General features: G+C 48.8%; 13 protein-coding genes. 7 read left to right on the forward strand and 6 right to left on the reverse strand.

Features of this window, described 5'->3' with window-relative positions; genetic code table 11:
* Positions 1-263: 263 nt before the first annotated feature.
* Genes HMPREF9439_RS10105 through HMPREF9439_RS10115 form a run of 3 tightly spaced genes read right to left on the reverse strand, consistent with a single transcriptional unit; the run spans position 264 to position 6,465 of the window.
* A complete protein-coding gene (locus HMPREF9439_RS10105) occupies positions 264-1,778 on the reverse strand; it encodes an efflux transporter outer membrane subunit (RefSeq protein ID WP_008811090.1) in 1,515 nt (504 codons plus the stop codon).
* On the reverse strand, positions 1,775-5,278 hold the full coding sequence (locus HMPREF9439_RS10110; RefSeq protein ID WP_008811089.1) for an efflux RND transporter permease subunit: 3,504 nt from the start codon (positions 5,276-5,278) through the stop codon (positions 1,775-1,777). Before HMPREF9439_RS10110 ends, HMPREF9439_RS10105 begins: the two co-directional genes overlap by 4 nt.
* A gap of 11 nt (positions 5,279-5,289) precedes the next feature.
* Entirely contained in the window at positions 5,290-6,465 is a 1,176-nt protein-coding gene (locus HMPREF9439_RS10115) for an efflux RND transporter periplasmic adaptor subunit (protein WP_244862438.1), read from the reverse strand.
* 307 nt (positions 6,466-6,772) lie between these two features.
* On the opposite strand from HMPREF9439_RS10115, the gene HMPREF9439_RS10120 reads away from it, so the two are divergent.
* The 7 genes from HMPREF9439_RS10120 to HMPREF9439_RS10150 all read left to right on the forward strand — a co-directional run bounded on the left by HMPREF9439_RS10120 (position 6,773) and on the right by HMPREF9439_RS10150 (position 15,625).
* Positions 6,773-7,414, forward strand: coding sequence for a hypothetical protein (locus HMPREF9439_RS10120; RefSeq protein ID WP_008864784.1), 642 nt, complete (start codon positions 6,773-6,775; stop codon positions 7,412-7,414).
* A 168-nt stretch (positions 7,415-7,582) separates the two neighbouring features.
* Positions 7,583-9,469, forward strand: a complete 1,887-nt coding sequence (locus HMPREF9439_RS10125) for a sensor histidine kinase (RefSeq protein ID WP_008864785.1) — start codon at positions 7,583-7,585, stop codon at positions 9,467-9,469.
* 7 nt (positions 9,470-9,476) lie between these two features.
* Complete coding sequence (locus tag HMPREF9439_RS10130; RefSeq protein WP_008864787.1) at positions 9,477-10,103, forward strand: response regulator transcription factor; 627 nt, start codon at positions 9,477-9,479, stop codon at positions 10,101-10,103.
* Between the two features lie 28 nt (positions 10,104-10,131).
* Positions 10,132-11,616 (forward strand): flavocytochrome c, encoded by a 1,485-nt coding sequence (locus HMPREF9439_RS10135; RefSeq protein ID WP_157645885.1) that lies wholly within the window; start codon positions 10,132-10,134, stop codon positions 11,614-11,616.
* Positions 11,617-11,755: 139 nt separating this feature from the next.
* Complete coding sequence (locus HMPREF9439_RS10140; protein ID WP_008864789.1) at positions 11,756-13,288, forward strand: flavocytochrome c; 1,533 nt, start codon at positions 11,756-11,758, stop codon at positions 13,286-13,288.
* 57 nt (positions 13,289-13,345) lie between these two features.
* Positions 13,346-13,690: a cytochrome c3 family protein gene (locus HMPREF9439_RS10145; RefSeq protein WP_008811082.1), complete on the forward strand. Its 345-nt coding sequence runs from the start codon at positions 13,346-13,348 to the stop codon at positions 13,688-13,690.
* A gap of 342 nt (positions 13,691-14,032) precedes the next feature.
* Positions 14,033-15,625 (forward strand): AAA family ATPase, encoded by a 1,593-nt coding sequence (locus HMPREF9439_RS10150; RefSeq protein WP_008811081.1) that lies wholly within the window; start codon positions 14,033-14,035, stop codon positions 15,623-15,625.
* Between the two features lie 55 nt (positions 15,626-15,680).
* Here the strand turns inward: HMPREF9439_RS10150 and purF are convergent, their stop codons facing one another.
* Genes purF through HMPREF9439_RS10165 form a run of 3 tightly spaced genes read right to left on the reverse strand, consistent with a single transcriptional unit; the run spans position 15,681 to position 18,937 of the window.
* Positions 15,681-17,180, reverse strand: coding sequence for an amidophosphoribosyltransferase (purF, locus tag HMPREF9439_RS10155; protein WP_008864790.1), 1,500 nt, complete (start codon positions 17,178-17,180; stop codon positions 15,681-15,683).
* Between the two features lie 33 nt (positions 17,181-17,213).
* The gene (locus tag HMPREF9439_RS10160; protein ID WP_008811079.1) at positions 17,214-17,726 is read right to left on the reverse strand and encodes a CvpA family protein; all 513 of its coding nucleotides are present in this window, start codon (positions 17,724-17,726) and stop codon (positions 17,214-17,216) included.
* A gap of 2 nt (positions 17,727-17,728) precedes the next feature.
* Entirely contained in the window at positions 17,729-18,937 is a 1,209-nt protein-coding gene (locus tag HMPREF9439_RS10165) for an SPOR domain-containing protein (RefSeq protein ID WP_008864791.1), read from the reverse strand.
* Positions 18,938-18,953: the final 16 nt, after the last annotated feature.

Consider the following 18,953-nt stretch of genomic DNA (forward strand, 5'->3'; position numbering starts at 1 on the left):
GTTTGGGTCTTCACAGTCTTTCATTTGAAGGGGATGAAAGATTTTGGTGTTGCATGAGATGAGGTTGCAGCCGCCGTGTTTTCCTCCTATGTCACGGCAGAGCTCCTTCATTTAAAACTCATTTGCTTATCCGGCGCCTGCGCGGCGTCGGATTTTTTTCTTTTTTGCCTTAGTAAAAAACGGTGGGCTGTTAATCCTACCCACCGCTTTCTATACTTCTAAATAAGAAATTATTGCGGACCTGCCGCGTCTAGTTTTGCAGGCTAGCCGTCAGCCGATTTCTGCATCGGCTGCGCCGTTGTTGGTTTAATGGGTTGTTTTTTGAGTTTTTCCGCCTCTTCGATTTCTCGAATCGCTTGCTGCTCCTCGATTAAGGCTTGGTCAATCCATCCGCCCCCTAACGCCTGATATACCTGCGCAACCGAATTCAAAGCCCGAGACTTCACTTCAGCTAGAGAGATTTGCTGCGGCAGTAAAGATTGTTCTGCCTGCAGGACAGTGAAATATCCCGTGTAACCGCCTTGATACTGAGCGTTAGCAAGGCGCGAGTAGTCTTCCAAGCTCATGACGAGGCTGCGTTTGCTGCGCAGCTCTTCAATCACGTTTTGGCGCCGACTGAGTGCATTATCCACGTCTGCAAATGCAGTAGATACGGCAAGCTGATAAGCGGCCAAAAGCGCTTTTTGCTGCGCCTCGGCACTGCGGACTCCGGCGGTTACAGCGCCCCAATGGAAAATTGGACCGCTGATATTGCCGGCGTACTGCCAAACTTTGGACGGACCTTTAAACAGTTCTTTCAGCTGATCGCTGGAAAAGCCGAGGCCTCCGGAAAGTGAGATAGACGGGAAGTACAACGCCTTAGCGGCTCCGATATCGGCATTAGCTGCCCTAAGCTGCTCTTCGGCCTGGATCACGTCAGGGCGTTCCTCCAGCAGCTGACTGGGAATTCCCGCCACGACTGCCGGAACGTTCAGTTCATCTAGCGTCTTGAATTTCGGAAAATCGTCAACCGGCACTCCGGTAAGAACGGACAGCGAATTCTTTAATTCCGTATTGTTCTGCCGAATCTGCGGAATCTGCACCATCGCGCTTTCCCACTGCGACCAAGCCTGAGCAACTTCCATCTCGGAAACATTGCCATGCTTAAATCGCAGGAGGAAGAGCTGATAAGTCTTGTGATAGCTTTCCGCTGTCTCTACGGCGATCTTGTATTGCTCTTCCGTCGTAAGAATAGAAAGATAAGTACTGATCACAGAGCCGATCACCGATGAAATTGCCGCGCGATGCGCCGCTTCCGTGGCTCTCAGAGTTGCCCGAGCAGATTCAGTTTGCCTCCGAATCTTGCCCCACAAGTCGATTTCCCAAGAGGCCGAGGCAAGAGTTTCATAACTTTTGATCGGCTTATCTCCCATTGCCGCCCCGGTCGGAGTATTCAAGCTTGCTTTTGACTTTCCGAGATCGCCCGAGTAGTTAAGCTGCGGAAAAAGATTGGATCGAGCCACGGTAAGCTGAGCCGCTGCCCTCTCGACGTTTGCCATGGTCTGCTGCAATGTTCGATTGTTGGCAATGGCTTTGGAGACGAAGAAGTCCAAATTAGGATCGTTGTATTCTGTCCACCACCTTGCTTTCAAGAGGCCGAGATCCGCTTCCTCGCTCTGGATGTGACGGTAATCCTTCGGCACCGGAACATAAGGGCGATCATAGTCAGGACCGACTGCGCAGCCGGTCAGCACTGCGGCGCTGACCGCCGCGGCTAAAAATGTGCGCCGATTTATCATTTGCCCTCTCCTTTATTGTTCTTGGCATCGGCTGTCTTCTGGGAGACTTCGTTTGCAGATAGAACTTCCTTCGTGATTTCTGTCTTATCCTCTTTGACGCTCTTCTCTCTTTCGAGGTCAGTCAGCTTGTCTGCGGATTCAACATTCGCCTTCTGCTCCTGCGATGTCAGATCTCCGATTCCGATATCCTGATTTTCGACCCCTTCAGGATTAAAGCCCGGAGAGTTGATCACCGTTAACTCTCCTGAAGGAGAAACCTTCACGGTTGCATTCGGATCATAAACGGTGCCAGGGCCGCGCAGAATGGCAGTACGAAGCTTGTCTGTAATCGGAATATTTCTAGAGGAAAGCTTAGCGGCCAGTTTCAAAGCGCTCTTCGCTCCGGAGCGTTCGGCCCAGCCTTCAAACCAGACATAGAAAATTGGAACAAACAGCAGAGCCAGCGTCGACACACCGATCATACCGCCCACAATACCGGTTCCCAGAGAGTGACGGGAAGCAGCGCCGGCGCCTGTTGCGACGGCCAACGGGATAGTACCGCCGATAAACGCCAAGGACGTCATAATAATCGGACGGAAACGAAGCTCTCCGGCATCAATAGCCGCGCGCACCAAGTCCATGCCTTTATGTCTCAGTTCAACCGCAAATTCCACAATCAAAATTGCGTTCTTCGCCGCCAAGCCGATCATCACCAGCATACCAATCTGGAAGTAAACGTCGTTTTCAAGACCGCGAGCCCATGTCGCCAGCAGCGCACCGATGACGCCGAACGGCACCGCCAAGATGACTGAACCCGGAAGCGCCCAGCTTTCATACTGGGCAGCCAGCACCAGGAATACCAGCAGCAAACCGAAACCAAACACAATTGCGGAAGAAGATCCGGAACTTTGCTGTTCGTAGCTGATTCCAGTCCAGCCGTAGGTGTAGCCCGGAGGAAGAACTTCGGCCGCCACTTCTTCCAAGGCCTTCATACCTTGGCCGGAAGAGTAACCAGGCGCGGCATTACCGATCACCTGAGCGGCCGGGAAACCGTTGTAGTGCGGTAAGGAGGTTGCGCCGTTCGTGTACTCCGTCGTAATAACGGCACTCAGCGGAATCATTTCCCCGTTACTGTTGCGAACGTAAAGTTTGTCAATGTCTTCCGGTTTTGCACGATACTTCGGTTCGGACTGCATAATCACGAACCAAACGCGTGAGAACTGGCTAAACTGACTGGAAATTGCTGAGCCAAACTGGCTTTGAAGCGTGTTAAAGACGTCTGCAGTACTCAAACCTAACAATTGGGCCTTATCACGATCAAAGTTAATTTTGAGCTGTTGGTTGTTGGCGTTGTAAGTACTGGTCAAACCGGTAAGTTCCGGACGCTGACGAGCTTTTTGCAAAAAATTGTTCAGCACATCACCTAACTGCTGAGGCGTCCCGCTACCGGTATCCTGAATCCAAAATTCAAAACCACCTGTCGTACCTAATCCCGGAATCGCCGGCGGGTTGATCGGAACGACCAACGCCTGCATCTGTGAGGCCATGCCGCGATACTGCATCTGCTGCATGATCGCATCGGCACTCATTTCTTTAGCCGTTTGAGAATTCTTATAGCGCTCATCAAACGGAGCCAAAGTCATGAAGAACGTACCGGCATTGGTTTTCACTCCTCCGTCGAGCAGAGAAAAACCACCGATGGAGTTCTTGGTTTCAATCCCTTTAACCGGATCCAAAGCTTTTTCAATAGCATCCATGGCTTCTGTTGAGCGCTGCAAGCTGGCAGAGGAAGGAAGCATAATAGCTGCCAGAACGTAGCCTTGGTCTTCACTTGGCACAAAACCGGTCGGGAGCACTCGGAACATCTGAAAAATAGCAACGCCCATTCCCGCGAACAAAATAATGACAAGCAAAGTTCTGCGGAACAAAGCTCTCGTCCATTCCCCGTACTTCACCGTCAAGCGTCCGAACAATTGGTTGAAACGGAAGAAGAAGCCGTGAGTCTTCGGCTCTTCATGGGAGAGCCAAGCAGCACAAAGGGCCGGCGTCAGCGTCAAAGCGACGAAGCCGGAAATCGAAACGGAGATCGCAATCGTGATAGCAAACTGCTTATAGAGCATACCGGTGGTGCCGCCCATAAAGGCTGCCGGAACGAACACACTGGCCAAGACCAAAACCGTCGCGATAATCGGGCCGGAGACTTCCGACATAGCCAGAATGGTTGCATCGATCGGATTCATGGCTTTTTCGGACATATTGCGTTCGACGTTTTCCACCACCACGATGGCATCGTCCACCACCAAACCAATCGCCAACACCAAACCAAACAGCGTCAGCAGGTTGATCGTGAACCCAAGCGCCAGCATTCCCACGAAAGTACCAGTCAAAGCGACCACAATGGCCGTGCACGCAATTGCTGTGGATTTAAAGCTTTGCAAGAAGATGTAGATCACGCCGATAACAAGAAGCACTGCTTCAAACAGCGTCTTAATTACTTCATCGATAGAAATTCGAACAAACTCTGTCGTGTCGATAGCGACCTTGTAATCTAAGCCTTCTGGGAAGTTTGCTTTGAGTTGCTCTAATGTCTTTCGAACATTTTTCGCCACATCCAGCGCGTTGGCGCCGGCCTGTTGGTAAACCGCAATGTAACTCGTCGGTAAGCCGTTCATATTGGAAGAAACATCATAGCTCTGAGACCCCAAATCGACACTCGCTACGTCCTTTAGACGAACAATGGCGCTTTGATCTTGGTTCGAGCGGATGATGATATCTTCATATCCTTTCGGATCAACCGAGGGAGACGGAGCAATGACCGGGAAAGTCTGGATAGTTCCGGGGAGCGCAGGAGCCGCACCGATATTACCGGCTGCGAATCGTTTGTTCTGGTTTGCAACGGCGGAGTTGATATCAGAGGTGGTAATGCCCAAAGATGCCATGCGGTCCGGATTAAGCCAAATACGCATGGCCTGATTGGCGTTGCCCATCACAGCAGACTGACCGGCGCCCTTAACACGCTTAATAGCATCTACAACATAAACATTGGCGTAATTATTAATGTAATCGCGGCTATAACGGTCGCCTTTGCCGTAAATACCGATCAACATCAGAATTGAAGAAGAGCGCTTTTCAATTTGAAGGCCGTTTTGGATTACTTCGCTCGGCAGGTACGGCTGTGCGATATTGACACGATTCTGTACCTGCACCTGGGCAATATCCGGATCCGTTCCGATATCAAAGAAAACGGTCAGCATCATAGTGCCGGTAGATGACGAGGAACTCGTCATGTATATCATGTTGTCAACACCGTTAACCTGCGTTTCAATCGGGGCCGCTACGGTTTCGGCCACGGTCTTCGCATCGGCTCCCGGATAACTGGCTGTAACCATAATCTGTACCGGTGCCATGTTCGGATATTGCTCAATCGGCAGTTGGAACATGGAAATCAGGCCGGAAATCACAATCACCAGCGATACGACGATGGCGAAAATCGGTCGCTTAATAAAGAAGTTCGAAAACATACCGACCCCCTTTACTTCTTAGCCTTGTCGCCAGCAGCAGGTTTCTGGTCCACTTCTTTGACAATCTTTACCGGAGCTTCGCTAGCCAAAAGCATCATACCCTCGGTCACAACCTTGTCCCCTTCTTCCAGACCGTTTTTAATCAGCCAGTCGTTTCCGATCCAGCTGCCGACTTCGACAGGACGAAATTGAGCTTTGTTGTCCTTGGTAACAACCCAGACAAAATGCCCTTTGCTCCCTTCCTGCACGGCGACCTGAGGCACGACGATCGCGTTAACATAGGTCGCCCCCTTCACGATGGCACGCACATACTGCTGAGGCCTTAATTGATTATTCGGATTTTCGAAAGAAGCACGGAGTTCAAACGTACCTGTACTCGGGTTGAAATTCGGTGACGAGAAAGTCACGCGGCCGGTAATCGGATAAATTTCTCCGCCGGCCAGTTCGAGCTGAACTTCGTAGTCATGGTTTTCAGGACGGCGGAGGATACCCTCTTTGACTTCCTGATTAATCTTCGCTTCTTCGTTTTCCGACATGGAAAATGTTACCCACATCGGAGACATGGTGTAAACAGTCGCCAAATGTGCGTTGCTCATGTTGATGTAGGTACCATCCGTCTGGAGTGCAGAGCTGGCGTAACCCGTCACAGGAGAAGTGATCGTGCAGTAAGAAAGATTAAGTTTTGCGTTTTCCACCTGAGCTTTAGCATTGGAAACTGCAGCTGCCGTGGTTTGAAAATCACCTATTGCTTGATCCAAATCAGTCTGGCTCAGCGCTTTCAGCTTCGCGAGAGGACGAATACGATTCAAATTTCTTTTTGCTACTTCATGAGCTGCAAGACTCGAATCCAAAGATGCCTGTGCTTCGGAGAGCTGTACTTCAAAGGGCTTCTTGTCCATCAGAAAAAGCACATCGCCGGCGTTCACCATGCCGCCTTCGGTGTACTTTCTGGCATCCAAAAATCCGTTGACACGACTATAGATTTCAACCGCTCGAGAGCTTTCAGTTTTTGCGACCCAGGTCATGTCCGCCGGCACATCATGCCGTGTTACTTTGACAACGGAAACCGGGCTCGGGCCTCTCGCCGCAGATCCTTCTTTATCTTTATCGCATCCGCTTAGAGCTAAAACTCCGCAAAGCACGGCGGCTGACAGCATCGAATATCGGCTGAAATGATTGATTGTCACGTTGTACCTCTTTTCTAGCACCCCGTGTCGCTTAAAAAGCTACAAAGCTGGTTTTTGTAAGCACGGGAAGTAAATATGTAACTAACTTTAGTAAGTATCCTAGGCAGAGAACCTGACAGGGTTGTCCTTCGCTCATTTCAAGACTAAAGGCAGGCTTATTTCACAAAATAACAACAGGAAAACCCGAAGATGAAAACCCCTAGAAAATTGTCTAACAAATCGCCGTGTACAGATCTAAAATTGAATTGTTCGAAATAAAAATGACAAATTATTAGAACAAAGTTCGAACCATCGGCAAGGAGCTGATATGACAAAACTTAAAGTATTCTCTCTGCTGCCGGCTCTTCTACTCGCATCGATTGCTCAAGCCTGGGAAGCGCCCGAGATTCGGGAACTCTCTGCGGCTGAAATTCAGCCAAAACATGAGTCTCTTCAACCTCACAAATCCCTCGTTGCCCAGTTGGATCCGACGTTCGGAATCCGTGCGTTAGCGCTTAGCGCGATCTTTTTATCCTTTCCGAAGACAGGTACGGCCTCACCTGTCGCACCCAGCATATCTGCCGGAGAAAGAAACCCTTCTACTGCGCGACGACTGCCATTACCCAATACCGTCGCAAAAGCTCAGCAATTTCTGCGCCGCCCCGCTCGAATCATGACTCCTCTCGAAATAGTTCAGATGGCCGGGGAAGAATCCCCGGACTGGAATGAAGTGGCGCGCGACGGCTGCATCCTTCACGGGAAACTGAGTGAGATTTCCGAGAACTATCTCAAGATGGATGAGACGCTGATCTTTCTTTTAAACATGCGGCACACGCGTCACCTTAGGGTCGGCAGTGAAGTCATGCTGAGAATCAAGGAAGTCTCTGTGGACCGCAAGGCGATTTACGCAATTATGGTTCCTTCTGACACCGTGTCAAGGCAATATCGAGAAGCCGATTTCTTGCAGTAGAGAGTTTCTTTCAGATTTCAGCTTGCTACCCACAGGGAACTTTCGGTCTCGGCCGAGGTTAATACGACACAGAGTTTCTCTTTCAGTTGAATCACCAATATTCTTTGATGTTTCTTCTCTTTAGACTTGAGTCCAAATAAACGTATTGACCTCAGTTGAACCGCAGTGATGCCTTTTTGTTTCGAATTTTGCAACGCCGCTTTTCAAAGGAAACGAAAATATTTCATCGCCTCCTTGGTCTTCTGCTGCGCCCTTTTTCCTTGGAGGGTCTTTGCCTCAGAGGCGCCGATAACCATCGGTTTTCCTTTGGTGTCTCATCCATGGTCAGCTTCCCGATTTTTAGAACAATCTCTCAACTACTTAAATTGGAAAATTCCTACCTATTCTTTCCAAGCCAAATGGATCTCTGTGGATGACATCGAAAAGGCTTTCGATGAAGGAAAACTTGATTTAGCCGTTTTCCCTTCTGGCTACCTCATTGATGAGAAAACTCGTCAGCATCGTCTGCTGATGACAATGGTTTCAAGAGAAGCGCCCGATCCGGATGCCGGTACCGCCTGTGCCGTCATTGTTAAGAGAAGTAGTCCGATTAAGTCACTGAGTGAGCTTTCAAACGTTCCCATCGCATCAGCTAACAAACATTCCGTGCAGGGCTTCTTAGCCTGTCTCAGGGAGCTCGAAAAATTAGGTACCGATACGGACAAACTCACAAAGGATCACGTTTATTTCTTAGGAGATTTGAACGAAAAGAATGTCATTCGAGAAGTTACGGAAGGGAGAGCTTCAGCGGGCTTTATTCGTGCAGGTCTCATAGAAGACATCAAAAAGGCAAATGCAGCCAACGTTCTGGAAGACATTCGCGTCCTCTCCGGGCCTTACGCGGGGCCTGCGTTTTTGAAGTCTTCTGAAAGTTATCCCGGTCCGACCCTTGTAGCCAATACAAAACTGCCTGCAGAAACCGTACACGAAATTATGGCAGCGCTCTTTTCTATGCCCCCGGACTCCTGGGGACAAAGATGGACAGCCCCCGCCAACATGAGCAGTATTGAGAAACTGTCCGAGCAGCTCCGAATCGGCTCTTATGAATACCTGCGGCACTGGACACTCAAGAGAACATGGGATATCTTTTGGCCCGTTTTTTTCGTCATCTTTATCCTGATTATTGCGCTTCTGACGCACGGCTGGATGACAGAGAAAACCGTTCAGAAACGGACCCACCAGTTAAGACGCTCGCTTGTCAACCAGCGATTGGCCGAAAGAAAAGCCCAAAAACGGGCCGAGCGGATAGAGTTCTTGGAAAAACGCTCCCTGGTCGGTCAGCTTTCGAGCATCGTTGCCCACGAGTTAAACACCCCTCTTGCTGCCATTCAAAATATTACCTATATGCTTCGCAGCAGGATCGATTCTGCACTTGAGAACAATACTTCCGTCGATTCCGACGAACTTGAATCGATTGAGGAGCAGCTGGAATCCATCGAAACGCAGGCTCTGAAAGCCGGCAAAATTGTCGATAAGGTAAGAAGTTATTCCAAACCGAATCAACAAAGGAAAACCGTCTCGGATCTATTGCGGGCTGCCAAAGAAGCTTGTGAAGTCTACGCAAAGAAAGCTGATGTGAAGTTTGAGAACCATTGTAAGAGCGGCCCGGTTTATGTTCATTTCGATGAGATTGAGCTCGAGCTCGTCGTCCACAATCTTTTGAAAAATGCCTTTGAGGCATCTAGCACTGAGCAAAAATCAATGATTTTCTGCTCATTAAAATACAGCACAGACAATTCCGTGGTTCTAACCATTACTGATAACGGCTCTCCTCTTACAAAGGCAGCTTTCGACAATATCACCTCGCAGTCCCGAGTGAGCACTAAGGCACACGGACTTGGACTCGGACTCGACATTGTCTGTTCCTTGATCGAAAAAAACGAAGGAAAAATCGCATTTACCCTTTCTAAGACAAGAAGCTTGATTACCACAATTACGTTGAGAAGCGCGGACAGAGAGCTCATTTCAGCGTCTCAGTCCGCCGCCTCTGCTGTACTTAAAAACACTTCGGCCTAAGGAAAATATGTTTGATTCGTTAATAATCAGGGTCGTAGATGACGATGAAAGCATCCGTACGACGTTAAAAGAAGTTTTGGAACAAAACGGCTGGAACTGCGTTACCTATTGCAGTGCAGAAGAAATGCTACGAGAAGATGCCATATCCGTTCCCGGCTGCATTGTTCTTGACCTGAAAATGGAAGGGATGTCCGGGCTCGAGCTTCAGACTGAGCTAAACAAAAGAGGTTCCCGTCTTCCCATCATCTTTTTCTCCGGACACGGAGACGTGGACAGCGCAGTTTTAGCCATGAAGCATGGGGCCGTGAATTTCTTAAGGAAGGCAACCGGTGTCTCGGAACTTTTAAAAGCTGTTTCCTCTACGCTTGGTACGGACGGCCAGGCAGATCAGCTATTTAAAAATTACACCCCCGGAGAATTGGTTTCCTTCTATGAAAATCTTACGCCTCAGGAAAAAGAGGTCGCATTTCTGGTCGCAGAAGGGTTCCTCAACTCAGATATTGCCAGAAAGTTAGGGGTTTCAAGCAAAACCGTCAGGAACTATAAAGTTCATATCCGGCAAAAACTTCAGCTCAATACTCCGGCTGAAATCAGTCTGTTCATGCAAAAAATACGAAGCATTCTTAAAGATTAAGCTAACCATGTTCCACCGCAGAGATCTCTTGAAATTTCTTTTGTTTGGCACTTGTTGCCCTACAACGCATGCCGAAGAGAATCCCAAATGGGATTTGACCGTGGATGCGATCGTGGTCGGAAGCGGGGCTGCCGGCTTAGCCGCCGCAGCAACGCTTGCAGAAGGCGGTCTAAGCGTTCTCATGCTGGAGAAAATGAATTCTCTCGGCGGCAATACAGTGATCAGCGGGGGCGACGTTGCCGTTCCGGGATCCCCTGTCCAGTTAAAAATGGGAATAAAAGATTCCCCGCAGATGATGGCGGAGGACTTAATACGCGCAGGCAAGACTGTTGACAAGGAAAGAGTTCGTTTCTTAGCGCAAAATGCCTTAAGCACATGGAAATGGACTCAGGAAAAATGGGGTACCCGCTGGAATCCTGACAAATTACAGTTTGACGAAGGACAAAGCGTTCCCAGGGGGCTGCTCAGCATTCCTCGATCAGGTTTTGCTCTATTTTCATCGGGTATTGAGTACGCCAGAAACCTTAAAGTTCAGATCCGCAATAACAGTCTGGTCGAAGACATATTTTTCGGACCCAACGGTGAAGCTCAAGGTCTTCTTGTACGTACTCGCTACAAATTTCCTGATCCGGCCTCGGGCACTCAGATAAAAATTCGGGCCCGAAGAGCCATTGTTCTGTGTTTCGGCGGTTTCGGAGCCGACGAGGAATTTAGGGAAATGGTCAACCCGTCGATGGGAAAACTATTAGCCACGACAAACCAACCGGGTGCAACCGCCGAATCCATTCGAATGGCCATGCGACTAGGAATCAAGACGGTAGATTTAGATCAAATTCAGGCGCTGAGCTGGATTAGTGCGGACGAAATCGGGCTGGGAGATGCATGGCCTTTCATCGAGCAATACTCAGCGTTCTATGGTATTTGGGTCAATAACAAGGGGAAGCGTTTCGTTAACGAAAGAGGCTCTCAGCGACTCAGATCGGAGCGGCTTTTAGAAGAAATCAAAAACGGGCACAGAATCTTCGGGATTACGACTCAGAACGCAATTGAACACCAACCGGACGATCTTCAAGCAACCGAAGAATTAAAACTTCGTGGAATCATTCGCTCATTTCCGAGCTTGGAAGCTCTTGCTGTCAACAGCAGTATTTCTTATACCGAACTCGTCAAGACGGTTGAGAAATACAATACCTGCGTTAACAACGCGGTAATTGATGAGTTCCAAAGAAATCTTTCCAACACTTTTCCGTTAAATGGAACGAACTGGTTTGTTGTTGAAATCAGGCCGAAGGTTCATCACTGCATGGGCGGCATAAAAACTACCCTCAGTATGCAGGTATTAAACAACAAAAACCAAATCATCCCTAACCTCTATGCGGCAGGAGAAGCAACCGGCGGCATTTTCGGACGCAGCAGAATTCCATGCCATAGTCTCATCGATGCTCTTGTGGGAGGCCGAGCCGCCGGCCTTCACATCCTGGAAAACACTCATTCGAAGAATGAAAATGATTAACCTTTGATTATTATCAATTGTCCCGGGACACAAAAAAGAAGAAAGTTTGACGATTGTCAAAAGTCCCAGGACACCTCCAAGTGCACAATGACTCCAGAAGTTAAACAAACATTCTTCCTCAACTCACTTGGAGAAACAAATGAAGAACATTCAATTTTCTCGCCGCAACCTTCTCGGTGCCTCCGTTGCAGCTCTTGCCTCGTCTGCCTTCGCAGCCAAGGCATCTGCCAACCCCGCTCCCGTTCCTCAGAAATGGGACGAAGAAGTTGACGTTATCGTTGTAGGTTCCGGCTTTGCTGGTTTAGCCGCAGCCTACGAAGCCGCAAAGGCGGGATCTAAAGTTATCATTCTTGAAAAAATGCCGACTCATGGCGGCAACTCCATCATCAACGGCGGAGAAATGACCGCAGTGGGCTGCCCTCAGCAAAAAGCAGCCAACATCCCGGACTCCGTCGAACAGTGGAAGGCCGATACCTTCGCAGCAGGCCTGGGCTTCAACTACCCCGAAAAAATTCAGGTCCTGGCCGATAACATGTTGAATAACTACAACTGGCTGGTTAATGAAATCGGCGTTAAATTCCGTCCGATCATTACTCAGGACGGCGGTCACAGATATCCTCGTTCCGTGATTTCCGAAGAAGGTTCCGGCGCCGGCTTTGTGAATGCCGAACTCGCAAAATGCAAAGAACTCGGCGCTCAGCTGCGTACTCGCAATTACGTTGAAAGAATTATTAGAGATCCGGAAACCGGCCGCGTGCTCGGACTTCAGGTTCGCAAAGGATACCGTTTCCCGAATCCTCAGAGCGGTACCGTCCAGCTCATCAAGGCCAACAAGGGTGTTGTTCTTTGCCATGGCGGTTTCGGCGCCGATATTGCCTATCGCCAAGTTCAGGATCCGAAACTGACTGATAAATTCGATACTACTAACCATCGCGGTGCTACAGGTGAACTTTGGAAGGAAGCAGCAAGAAACGGTGTTTTGATGATTCAAGCCGACCGCGTTCAGGTTGTTCCCTGGTGCAGCCCCTATGAAAAGAGCATGGGCAACATGTGGCAGTTCTCTCAGACATGTGCCGCTCCTTACGGCATCTGGGTTGACGTCAACACCGGAAAACGTTTCATCAATGAATTAGGCAACCGAAAAGTCCGCTCTGATGCAATTATCGCTTTGAACAATATCGGCCACAAGTGCATTTCTTTAACGGATGTCCGCGGTGCCAAGCAGCTTGAAAAGAACCGCCCCGGAACGCTTCCCAAGCTGATGGCAACAAAGGGCCTGCTCGAATTCCCCACCCTGGAGGCTGTCGCCAAGTACTATGGCACACCCTATGATGTCCTCAAAGGAGAAGTAGATCAGTACAACGCAAACGTCCGCAACAAGATTGAAGTTGACTCTCTGGGCAAGACTTATAACGCCGACTGCACAGAGATGAAGACCGGTCCCTGGTACGCTGCAGAACTTATGCCTAAGATCCATCACTGCATGGGCGGTATCGTCACCAATCCGCAGGGTCAAGCCCTTGACGCCGGCGATCTGAAGCCGATTCCCGGGCTTTACGCTGCCGGTGAAGCTTGCGGCGGTGTTCACGGCGACTGCCGTTTAGGCTGCAACGCTATTCTTGACTGCTTGGTTAACGGCCGCATTGCCGGTCAGTCTGTCGCCAAACAGTAAGATTTAGTAAACCCCTCATAGGCAAGCCGGAGATTCGGCTTGCCTAAGGAGCTACAAATGATCAGATCCGTTCTAACTTTGATCCTTACCTTCGGCTGTATTCTCTCACTGCCGAGCTACGCTGCCGGCAATTTCGGGGCGGACCGTCACGTTGCAAGAGGCGTCCAATGCCAGCAGTGCCATGGTGCCAACAATGAAGTTAAAGATCCTGACAAGACTCAATGTATCGTCTGCCATGATCCGAACGCAGTTGCTGCAAAAACAGCCAATGTTAAACCACAAAATCCGCATGTTTCACCTCACTATGGTAAAGACCTGGATTGCGTGTTATGCCACGTGCAGCACGGCCAAACCGAAAACTATTGTGAGCAGTGTCACAACTTCGGGTTTAAGGTTCCGTAACTTGTCTGTTTAATTCTCCTTGGTCAATTTTTTTAGGGTCGAAGATGTTTGGGTCTTCGACCTTTTTTATTTTTCTGCTAGTTTTTCTTTGAATTCTTGCTAAATTACTTGAAAAGCTGACTTATTGACTCAACTTCCTATGAAATCTTTGTTGTCTTAATATAAAAATCCAATTCCTAGGAACCATGGACTTGTATGACGTCCGAGACTTTTTCTTTGTAACTTATTGCTTGTTAGACTTATTCAGGTTAGCCTTGAAGTAAAGGTGATAGATAAATCCGCGTCTTTTCCGGTGCAGCTCTACCGAAGGGTGTCGCCTCAAGGTTAGGTTAAGAGGATGGTATGGAAAGCAAAATTTTTTCCCAACTACCGTTAGGTGTGTCAGATTTTCATAAGTTAAGAGAATTGGAAAAGATTTATGTCGACAAGACTAATCTGCTCTATGAACTTATTACAACTTTTGAAAAAGTTTTTCTTGCCCGACCTAGACGTTTCGGTAAGTCACTTTTAGTCTCTACGTTCGAATCACTTTTCAAACATGGAACGCGAGATTTCAAAGGCCTAGCAATTGAGAAACTTTGGAATGATAAAACTTACAAAGTTATCCGATTAGATTTTTCCAACCTGAAGGATTTCTCAACAGAAGAAGAGTTTTCTATTCTCCTGGACGAATACTTCGCGATCTTGATGGCTCAGAATGAAATTACAGTTTCAAAAGAGCCAAATTTCGGAGGATTCTCTTCTTTTATCTACTGGCTTGGGCTACAGCCGTCAAATTCCGTCGTAGTCCTCATTGATGAGTACGACGCTCCTTTGACAGTTTGTATGAACAATCCAGAACTTTTTGATTTCGTTAGAAAAAAACTTTCTCGCCTTTATGCCAGCTTTAAAAATTATGAGGGCGTAATTCGCTTCTTATTCTTGACGGGAATTACAAAATTTAATAAGACAAGTATTTTTTCTGAACTGAACACACTTACCGATATCTCGTTATCTCCTCGCTATGGCAGTCTTCTTGGTTATACCCACGAAGAGGTTGTGGAATATTTTAAAAATTATTTAGATCGTTCTGCAAAAGCGTTAGGTATTGAGTCTGACCAATTATTAGACAAGTTGGTTTCCCAATACGACGGCTTCTGTTTTGAAGAAACTGTCAGCAAAAAAGTTTTTGCTCCATGGTCACTTCTTTCCTTTTTCGCAGAACCTGAAAGAGGTTTTAAGAACTACTGGTTTGAAAGCGGCGGGCGCCCATATGCTTTGCTGGAATATTTGAAGTCCCATGCCCTTCGGCATCCCGAAGAATATGGAAAACTGAAAAGCATTGCTTTAACTGAACTTACCAGCTCTTCCGACATCAAAACTTTATCTGATGTGGCTCTCCTGACTCAAGCCGGATATTTGACATTAAAAAATATAGTTGGAACTACTGCCTACGTTGGTTATCCTAACGAGGAAGTTAAGACCTCGATGGCACAACTATATACAGAGCGTTTGTTAGCAGGGCATACTGTTGAACAGGTTGGTGCTGACAACATAGCGCACCGACTTGCATCTGAGAATATTGAGGATATCTTCCATCTCTTAAACAAGCTTTTCGGCTCTATCGATTATCAAAAGTATCCGATAAGAGATGAAGCATCGGTTAGAGCTTTCGTTCAAGTATTCTTTTCTGGTGCCGGATTGAACCCGATAGTCGAGCACCATAACGCGAAAGGAAGAAGTGACCTCGAGGTAAAAGTCGGTGTTCGTTACTGGGTTTTCGAATTCAAAGTTTGCAATTCCGAAAACGACGGCAAAGAGCTTCTCAAAGAAGCTATTTTGCAGTTACAAAGAAAGGAATACGGCCTTCAAGAGCTAGAAGAGCAAATACTGCGAGTTGCCTTGGTCTTTTCTTTGGAAAAAAGAAAGTTTATCGAATTCAGCCAATGCGATTAACTAAAAGGCCGAGAATTCTGTTCCTCGGCCTTCTCTTTAACTACTGCTTTTGAAATCAATCATCAGAAGCGGCTTTTTTCGCTTCTGCTTTTGCTTCCAAACGCTTTTTCTCAAGCTCTGCAATGTACTGAGGCGTGATATCGCCGGTAACATAGTCTCCATCAAAGCAGGAGCAGTCAAAGCGCTTGATCTCGGGATTTAATCCGCCGACGGCTTCTTTCATTCCTTCGATCGTCTGGTACACAAGCGCATCTGCGCCGATTTCGATACGAATCTGCTCGGTAGGACGATTGTCGCCGGCAATGAGTTCTGCCGTTGTCGGCATATCAATACCGTAGACATTCGGATAACGAACAGGAGGAGCTCCGGAAGCGATGAAGACTTTCTTCGCACCGCTCTGGCGAGCCATGCGAACAATTTCCTTAATTGTCGTTCCGCGAACGATGGAGTCATCCACCAGCAGAACATTCTTATCCTTAAACTCAATCGCCATGGCGTTCAGTTTCTGGCGAACGCTCTTCTTTCGTACAGCTTGGCCGGGCATGATGAAGGTGCGGCCGACGTAGCGGTTCTTGATGAAGCCTTCGCGGTAAGGAAGATTCAGAGCCTTAGCTAACTGAGCTGCGGCAGGACGAGAAGAATCGGGGATTGGCATGACCACATCGATATCTTCCAAAGGAATCGATTTTTTGATTTCTTTTGCCAAGTTTTCGCCCAGTCTCAGACGAGCTTCGTAAACGGAAATGCCGTCGAGCTGAGAGTCGGGACGAGCCAAATAGACATACTCGAAAATACAGGGCGAATAGACCGGGTGTTCTGCGCACTGTTTCTTATGCAGGTCGCCGTTCTCATCAATCCAAATGGCTTCTCCCGGATGGACGTCACCCAGAATTTGGAATTCGCTGCCTTCCAGCGTCACGGATTCACTGGCGATCATATATTCGCTCTTTCCGTCTTCTCCGAGCGTTGTGCCGTAGCAAAGCGGACGAATGCCGTACGGGTCTCTGAAAGCCACAACACCGTGACCGGCGATCATGCAGACGACGGCATAAGAACCTTTCACGCGTTTATGTACACCGGAAACTGCCTTGAACAAGGCTTCTTCATCCAGCGGATGACCCTGAGTGGCGAGCGCCAGCTCATTAGCAAACACGTTCAGAAGCACTTCGGAGTCGCTGGTCGTATTGATATGACGACGGTCCAGTTCGTAAAGTTCCTGAGCCAGCTCTTCGGCGTTTGTCAGATTGCCGTTGTGAGCCAGAACAATACCGAAGGGTGCATTGACGTAAAAAGGCTGCGATTCATCCGCAGCCGTTGCATTTCCCTGAGTAGGATAACGTACTTGTCCAATACCGCAGTTACCGAGCAAGTCTCGCATATTGCGAGTTCTAAAAACGTCACGCACAAGGCCCATGCCTTTATGCATATGGAAATGACGTCCTTCAACCGTACAGATACCGGCGGCGTCTTGACCGCGGTGCTGCAGCAGCAGGAGTGCATCGTACAGCCTCTGGTTAACGGGACCGGAAGCGTACAGCGCCACTATTCCGCACATTTGTATTTAACTCCGAGGATTAAAGGTTAAGTTTTATTTACGTAATTCCATCAGACTATCGGGAATGTAAGGAGCGCACCATGTGATGCCCTTCTCAAACGCCGGCACCAGCGCAGAATCTTTCCACCAAAGCTGCTTGGAAAAGAACTCGGTCGTTCCGCCGAGAAAGACCAGCAGCCCGACAATGAGTAATCCGCGTAGAAAACCGAACAAACACCCCAAAAGCCTATCCTCTGCTCCGATAGAAACAGAGGCGAGAATACTGCGCAGTATTTTACCGACTAAACCGGCCAGAAATACGCATCCGATCACAATCAAAACAATGGAAACAAAAGTCCTTGTCATGAGGCCCATGTGGGCCTGGAACGGAAGGATCGCTGCCAAATCGGCAGAACAATAAAGAGAAACAAAGAAAGCTGCTACCCAGCCTACCAGGGCAAAAATTTCGCGAACCATGCCGCGGGAAACCCCAAGAAGTGTGGAGAGCAGGATGATAACAACGAAGACCCAGTCGAGCTCTCCGAGACCTAAGGAAGAAAAATCCACACTTACCTCACTGACTGGACTTTACCTGTATTCAAACCTGCCAAACCGAGCTTGGCATTAGCAGCTTCAGCTTCTTTAGCAGATTTGAAAGGACCGGCCTGCACGCGGTAAATCCTGCCGCTCTTAGCCTGGATCGGGGAAAGATAGGCAGGCACTCCGGCCTTCTTCATCTTGTCCACAATGCCTTGAGCACGATTCTGGTTAGAAAGCGCGATCACCTGAATAAAGTACTGGCCCTTGGTAAGTTTGGGAGCGGAAGTCTCCTGAGCTTTCTTTTCTTCGGCCTGCTTCTTAGCCTCTGCCTGTTTCTTGGCTTCAGCTAACTTTTTAGCTTCGGCTGCCTTCTTCTCTTCTGCGGCCTTCTTGGCTTCTGCTGCTTTCTTAGCAGCTTCCGCAGTGTCGTTCTTGGCTTCAGGAGCCTTACCGGCGGTATTGCCGGAAGCGGAAGGCGCGACGGCAGCGGCCTGGTCTTTACCGGAATTCACAGACGGGACGGGAGGAACCTTCGGCGCTTCTTTCGGTTCTTCGCCCTCTTCCGGCGCCGGAGCCGGCGGAACGGTGATCTTGGTGACATCAACAGAATTTTCTTTCGGTATCCGAAGCGGAATCGTGACGGCAGGAGGCGGCGCTTCCTTATCAAAAAGAATAGGAATCGCAATCGCCGCAGCCATCAGAAGCATCAGGGTACCAACAAATCTTCGGCGTGCATGAATCCATTTCTGACGGCGCAGCTCCTCTTCTTCGAGCTGCTGCTCGTCTTTTTTAGGCGCACGTTTAAACCAACTGCGCTTTTCGGGCTGCGGTGCGGCAGGCTCAGACTCAACATTAGGGGCGGCATGAGAAGCGGTTTCCAGATCGAGTTTGACTTCAGTCGGAGATTCTTTTGCGGCAGGAGCCGAGGCAAAAGGATTTTCTTCTATGTGAAGCGGCATCTCCTGCGCAGGAGCCGGAGTCGGTCTGACCGTTGCAAAAGATTCCTTTTGAGAAGAGGTCACCGGAGTCTGGATCGCCGACGGATGCGTTGCGAATTCACCGTCAGATGGCTGGCGGACACGAGTCGGAGGAACAGCAGTTTGCGAAGGATGCACCGTGCCGAATTGCGGTTCGTCGGAGAACCTTATAGGGTTGGGCTCCGAAGACTGCGGGGCGCTCATCCCTGGTTCCACATGAGGCAGCGGAACTTCGGGCTCTTTCTTTTTCCAAAAAGGCATACTGCTCTTCCTTTCT

Source organism: Parasutterella excrementihominis YIT 11859 (genome assembly GCF_000205025.1).
GTDB classification, from domain to species: domain Bacteria; phylum Pseudomonadota; class Gammaproteobacteria; order Burkholderiales; family Burkholderiaceae_F; genus Parasutterella; species Parasutterella excrementihominis.

Coding starts and splice junctions, on each gene's coding strand:
- purF (WP_008864790.1), bottom strand. CDS start 17,180: ATGTGCGGAATAGTGGCGCTGTACGCTTCCGGTCCCGTTAACCAGAGG.
- HMPREF9439_RS10120 (WP_008864784.1), top strand. CDS start 6,773: ATGACAAAACTTAAAGTATTCTCTCTGCTGCCGGCTCTTCTACTCGCA.
- HMPREF9439_RS10125 (WP_008864785.1), top strand. CDS start 7,583: ATGCCTTTTTGTTTCGAATTTTGCAACGCCGCTTTTCAAAGGAAACGA.
- HMPREF9439_RS10140 (WP_008864789.1), top strand. CDS start 11,756: ATGAAGAACATTCAATTTTCTCGCCGCAACCTTCTCGGTGCCTCCGTT.
- HMPREF9439_RS10110 (WP_008811089.1), bottom strand. CDS start 5,278: ATGTTTTCGAACTTCTTTATTAAGCGACCGATTTTCGCCATCGTCGTA.
- HMPREF9439_RS10150 (WP_008811081.1), top strand. CDS start 14,033: ATGGAAAGCAAAATTTTTTCCCAACTACCGTTAGGTGTGTCAGATTTT.
- HMPREF9439_RS10165 (WP_008864791.1), bottom strand. CDS start 18,937: ATGCCTTTTTGGAAAAAGAAAGAGCCCGAAGTTCCGCTGCCTCATGTG.
- HMPREF9439_RS10105 (WP_008811090.1), bottom strand. CDS start 1,778: ATGATAAATCGGCGCACATTTTTAGCCGCGGCGGTCAGCGCCGCAGTG.
- HMPREF9439_RS10130 (WP_008864787.1), top strand. CDS start 9,477: ATGTTTGATTCGTTAATAATCAGGGTCGTAGATGACGATGAAAGCATC.
- HMPREF9439_RS10145 (WP_008811082.1), top strand. CDS start 13,346: ATGATCAGATCCGTTCTAACTTTGATCCTTACCTTCGGCTGTATTCTC.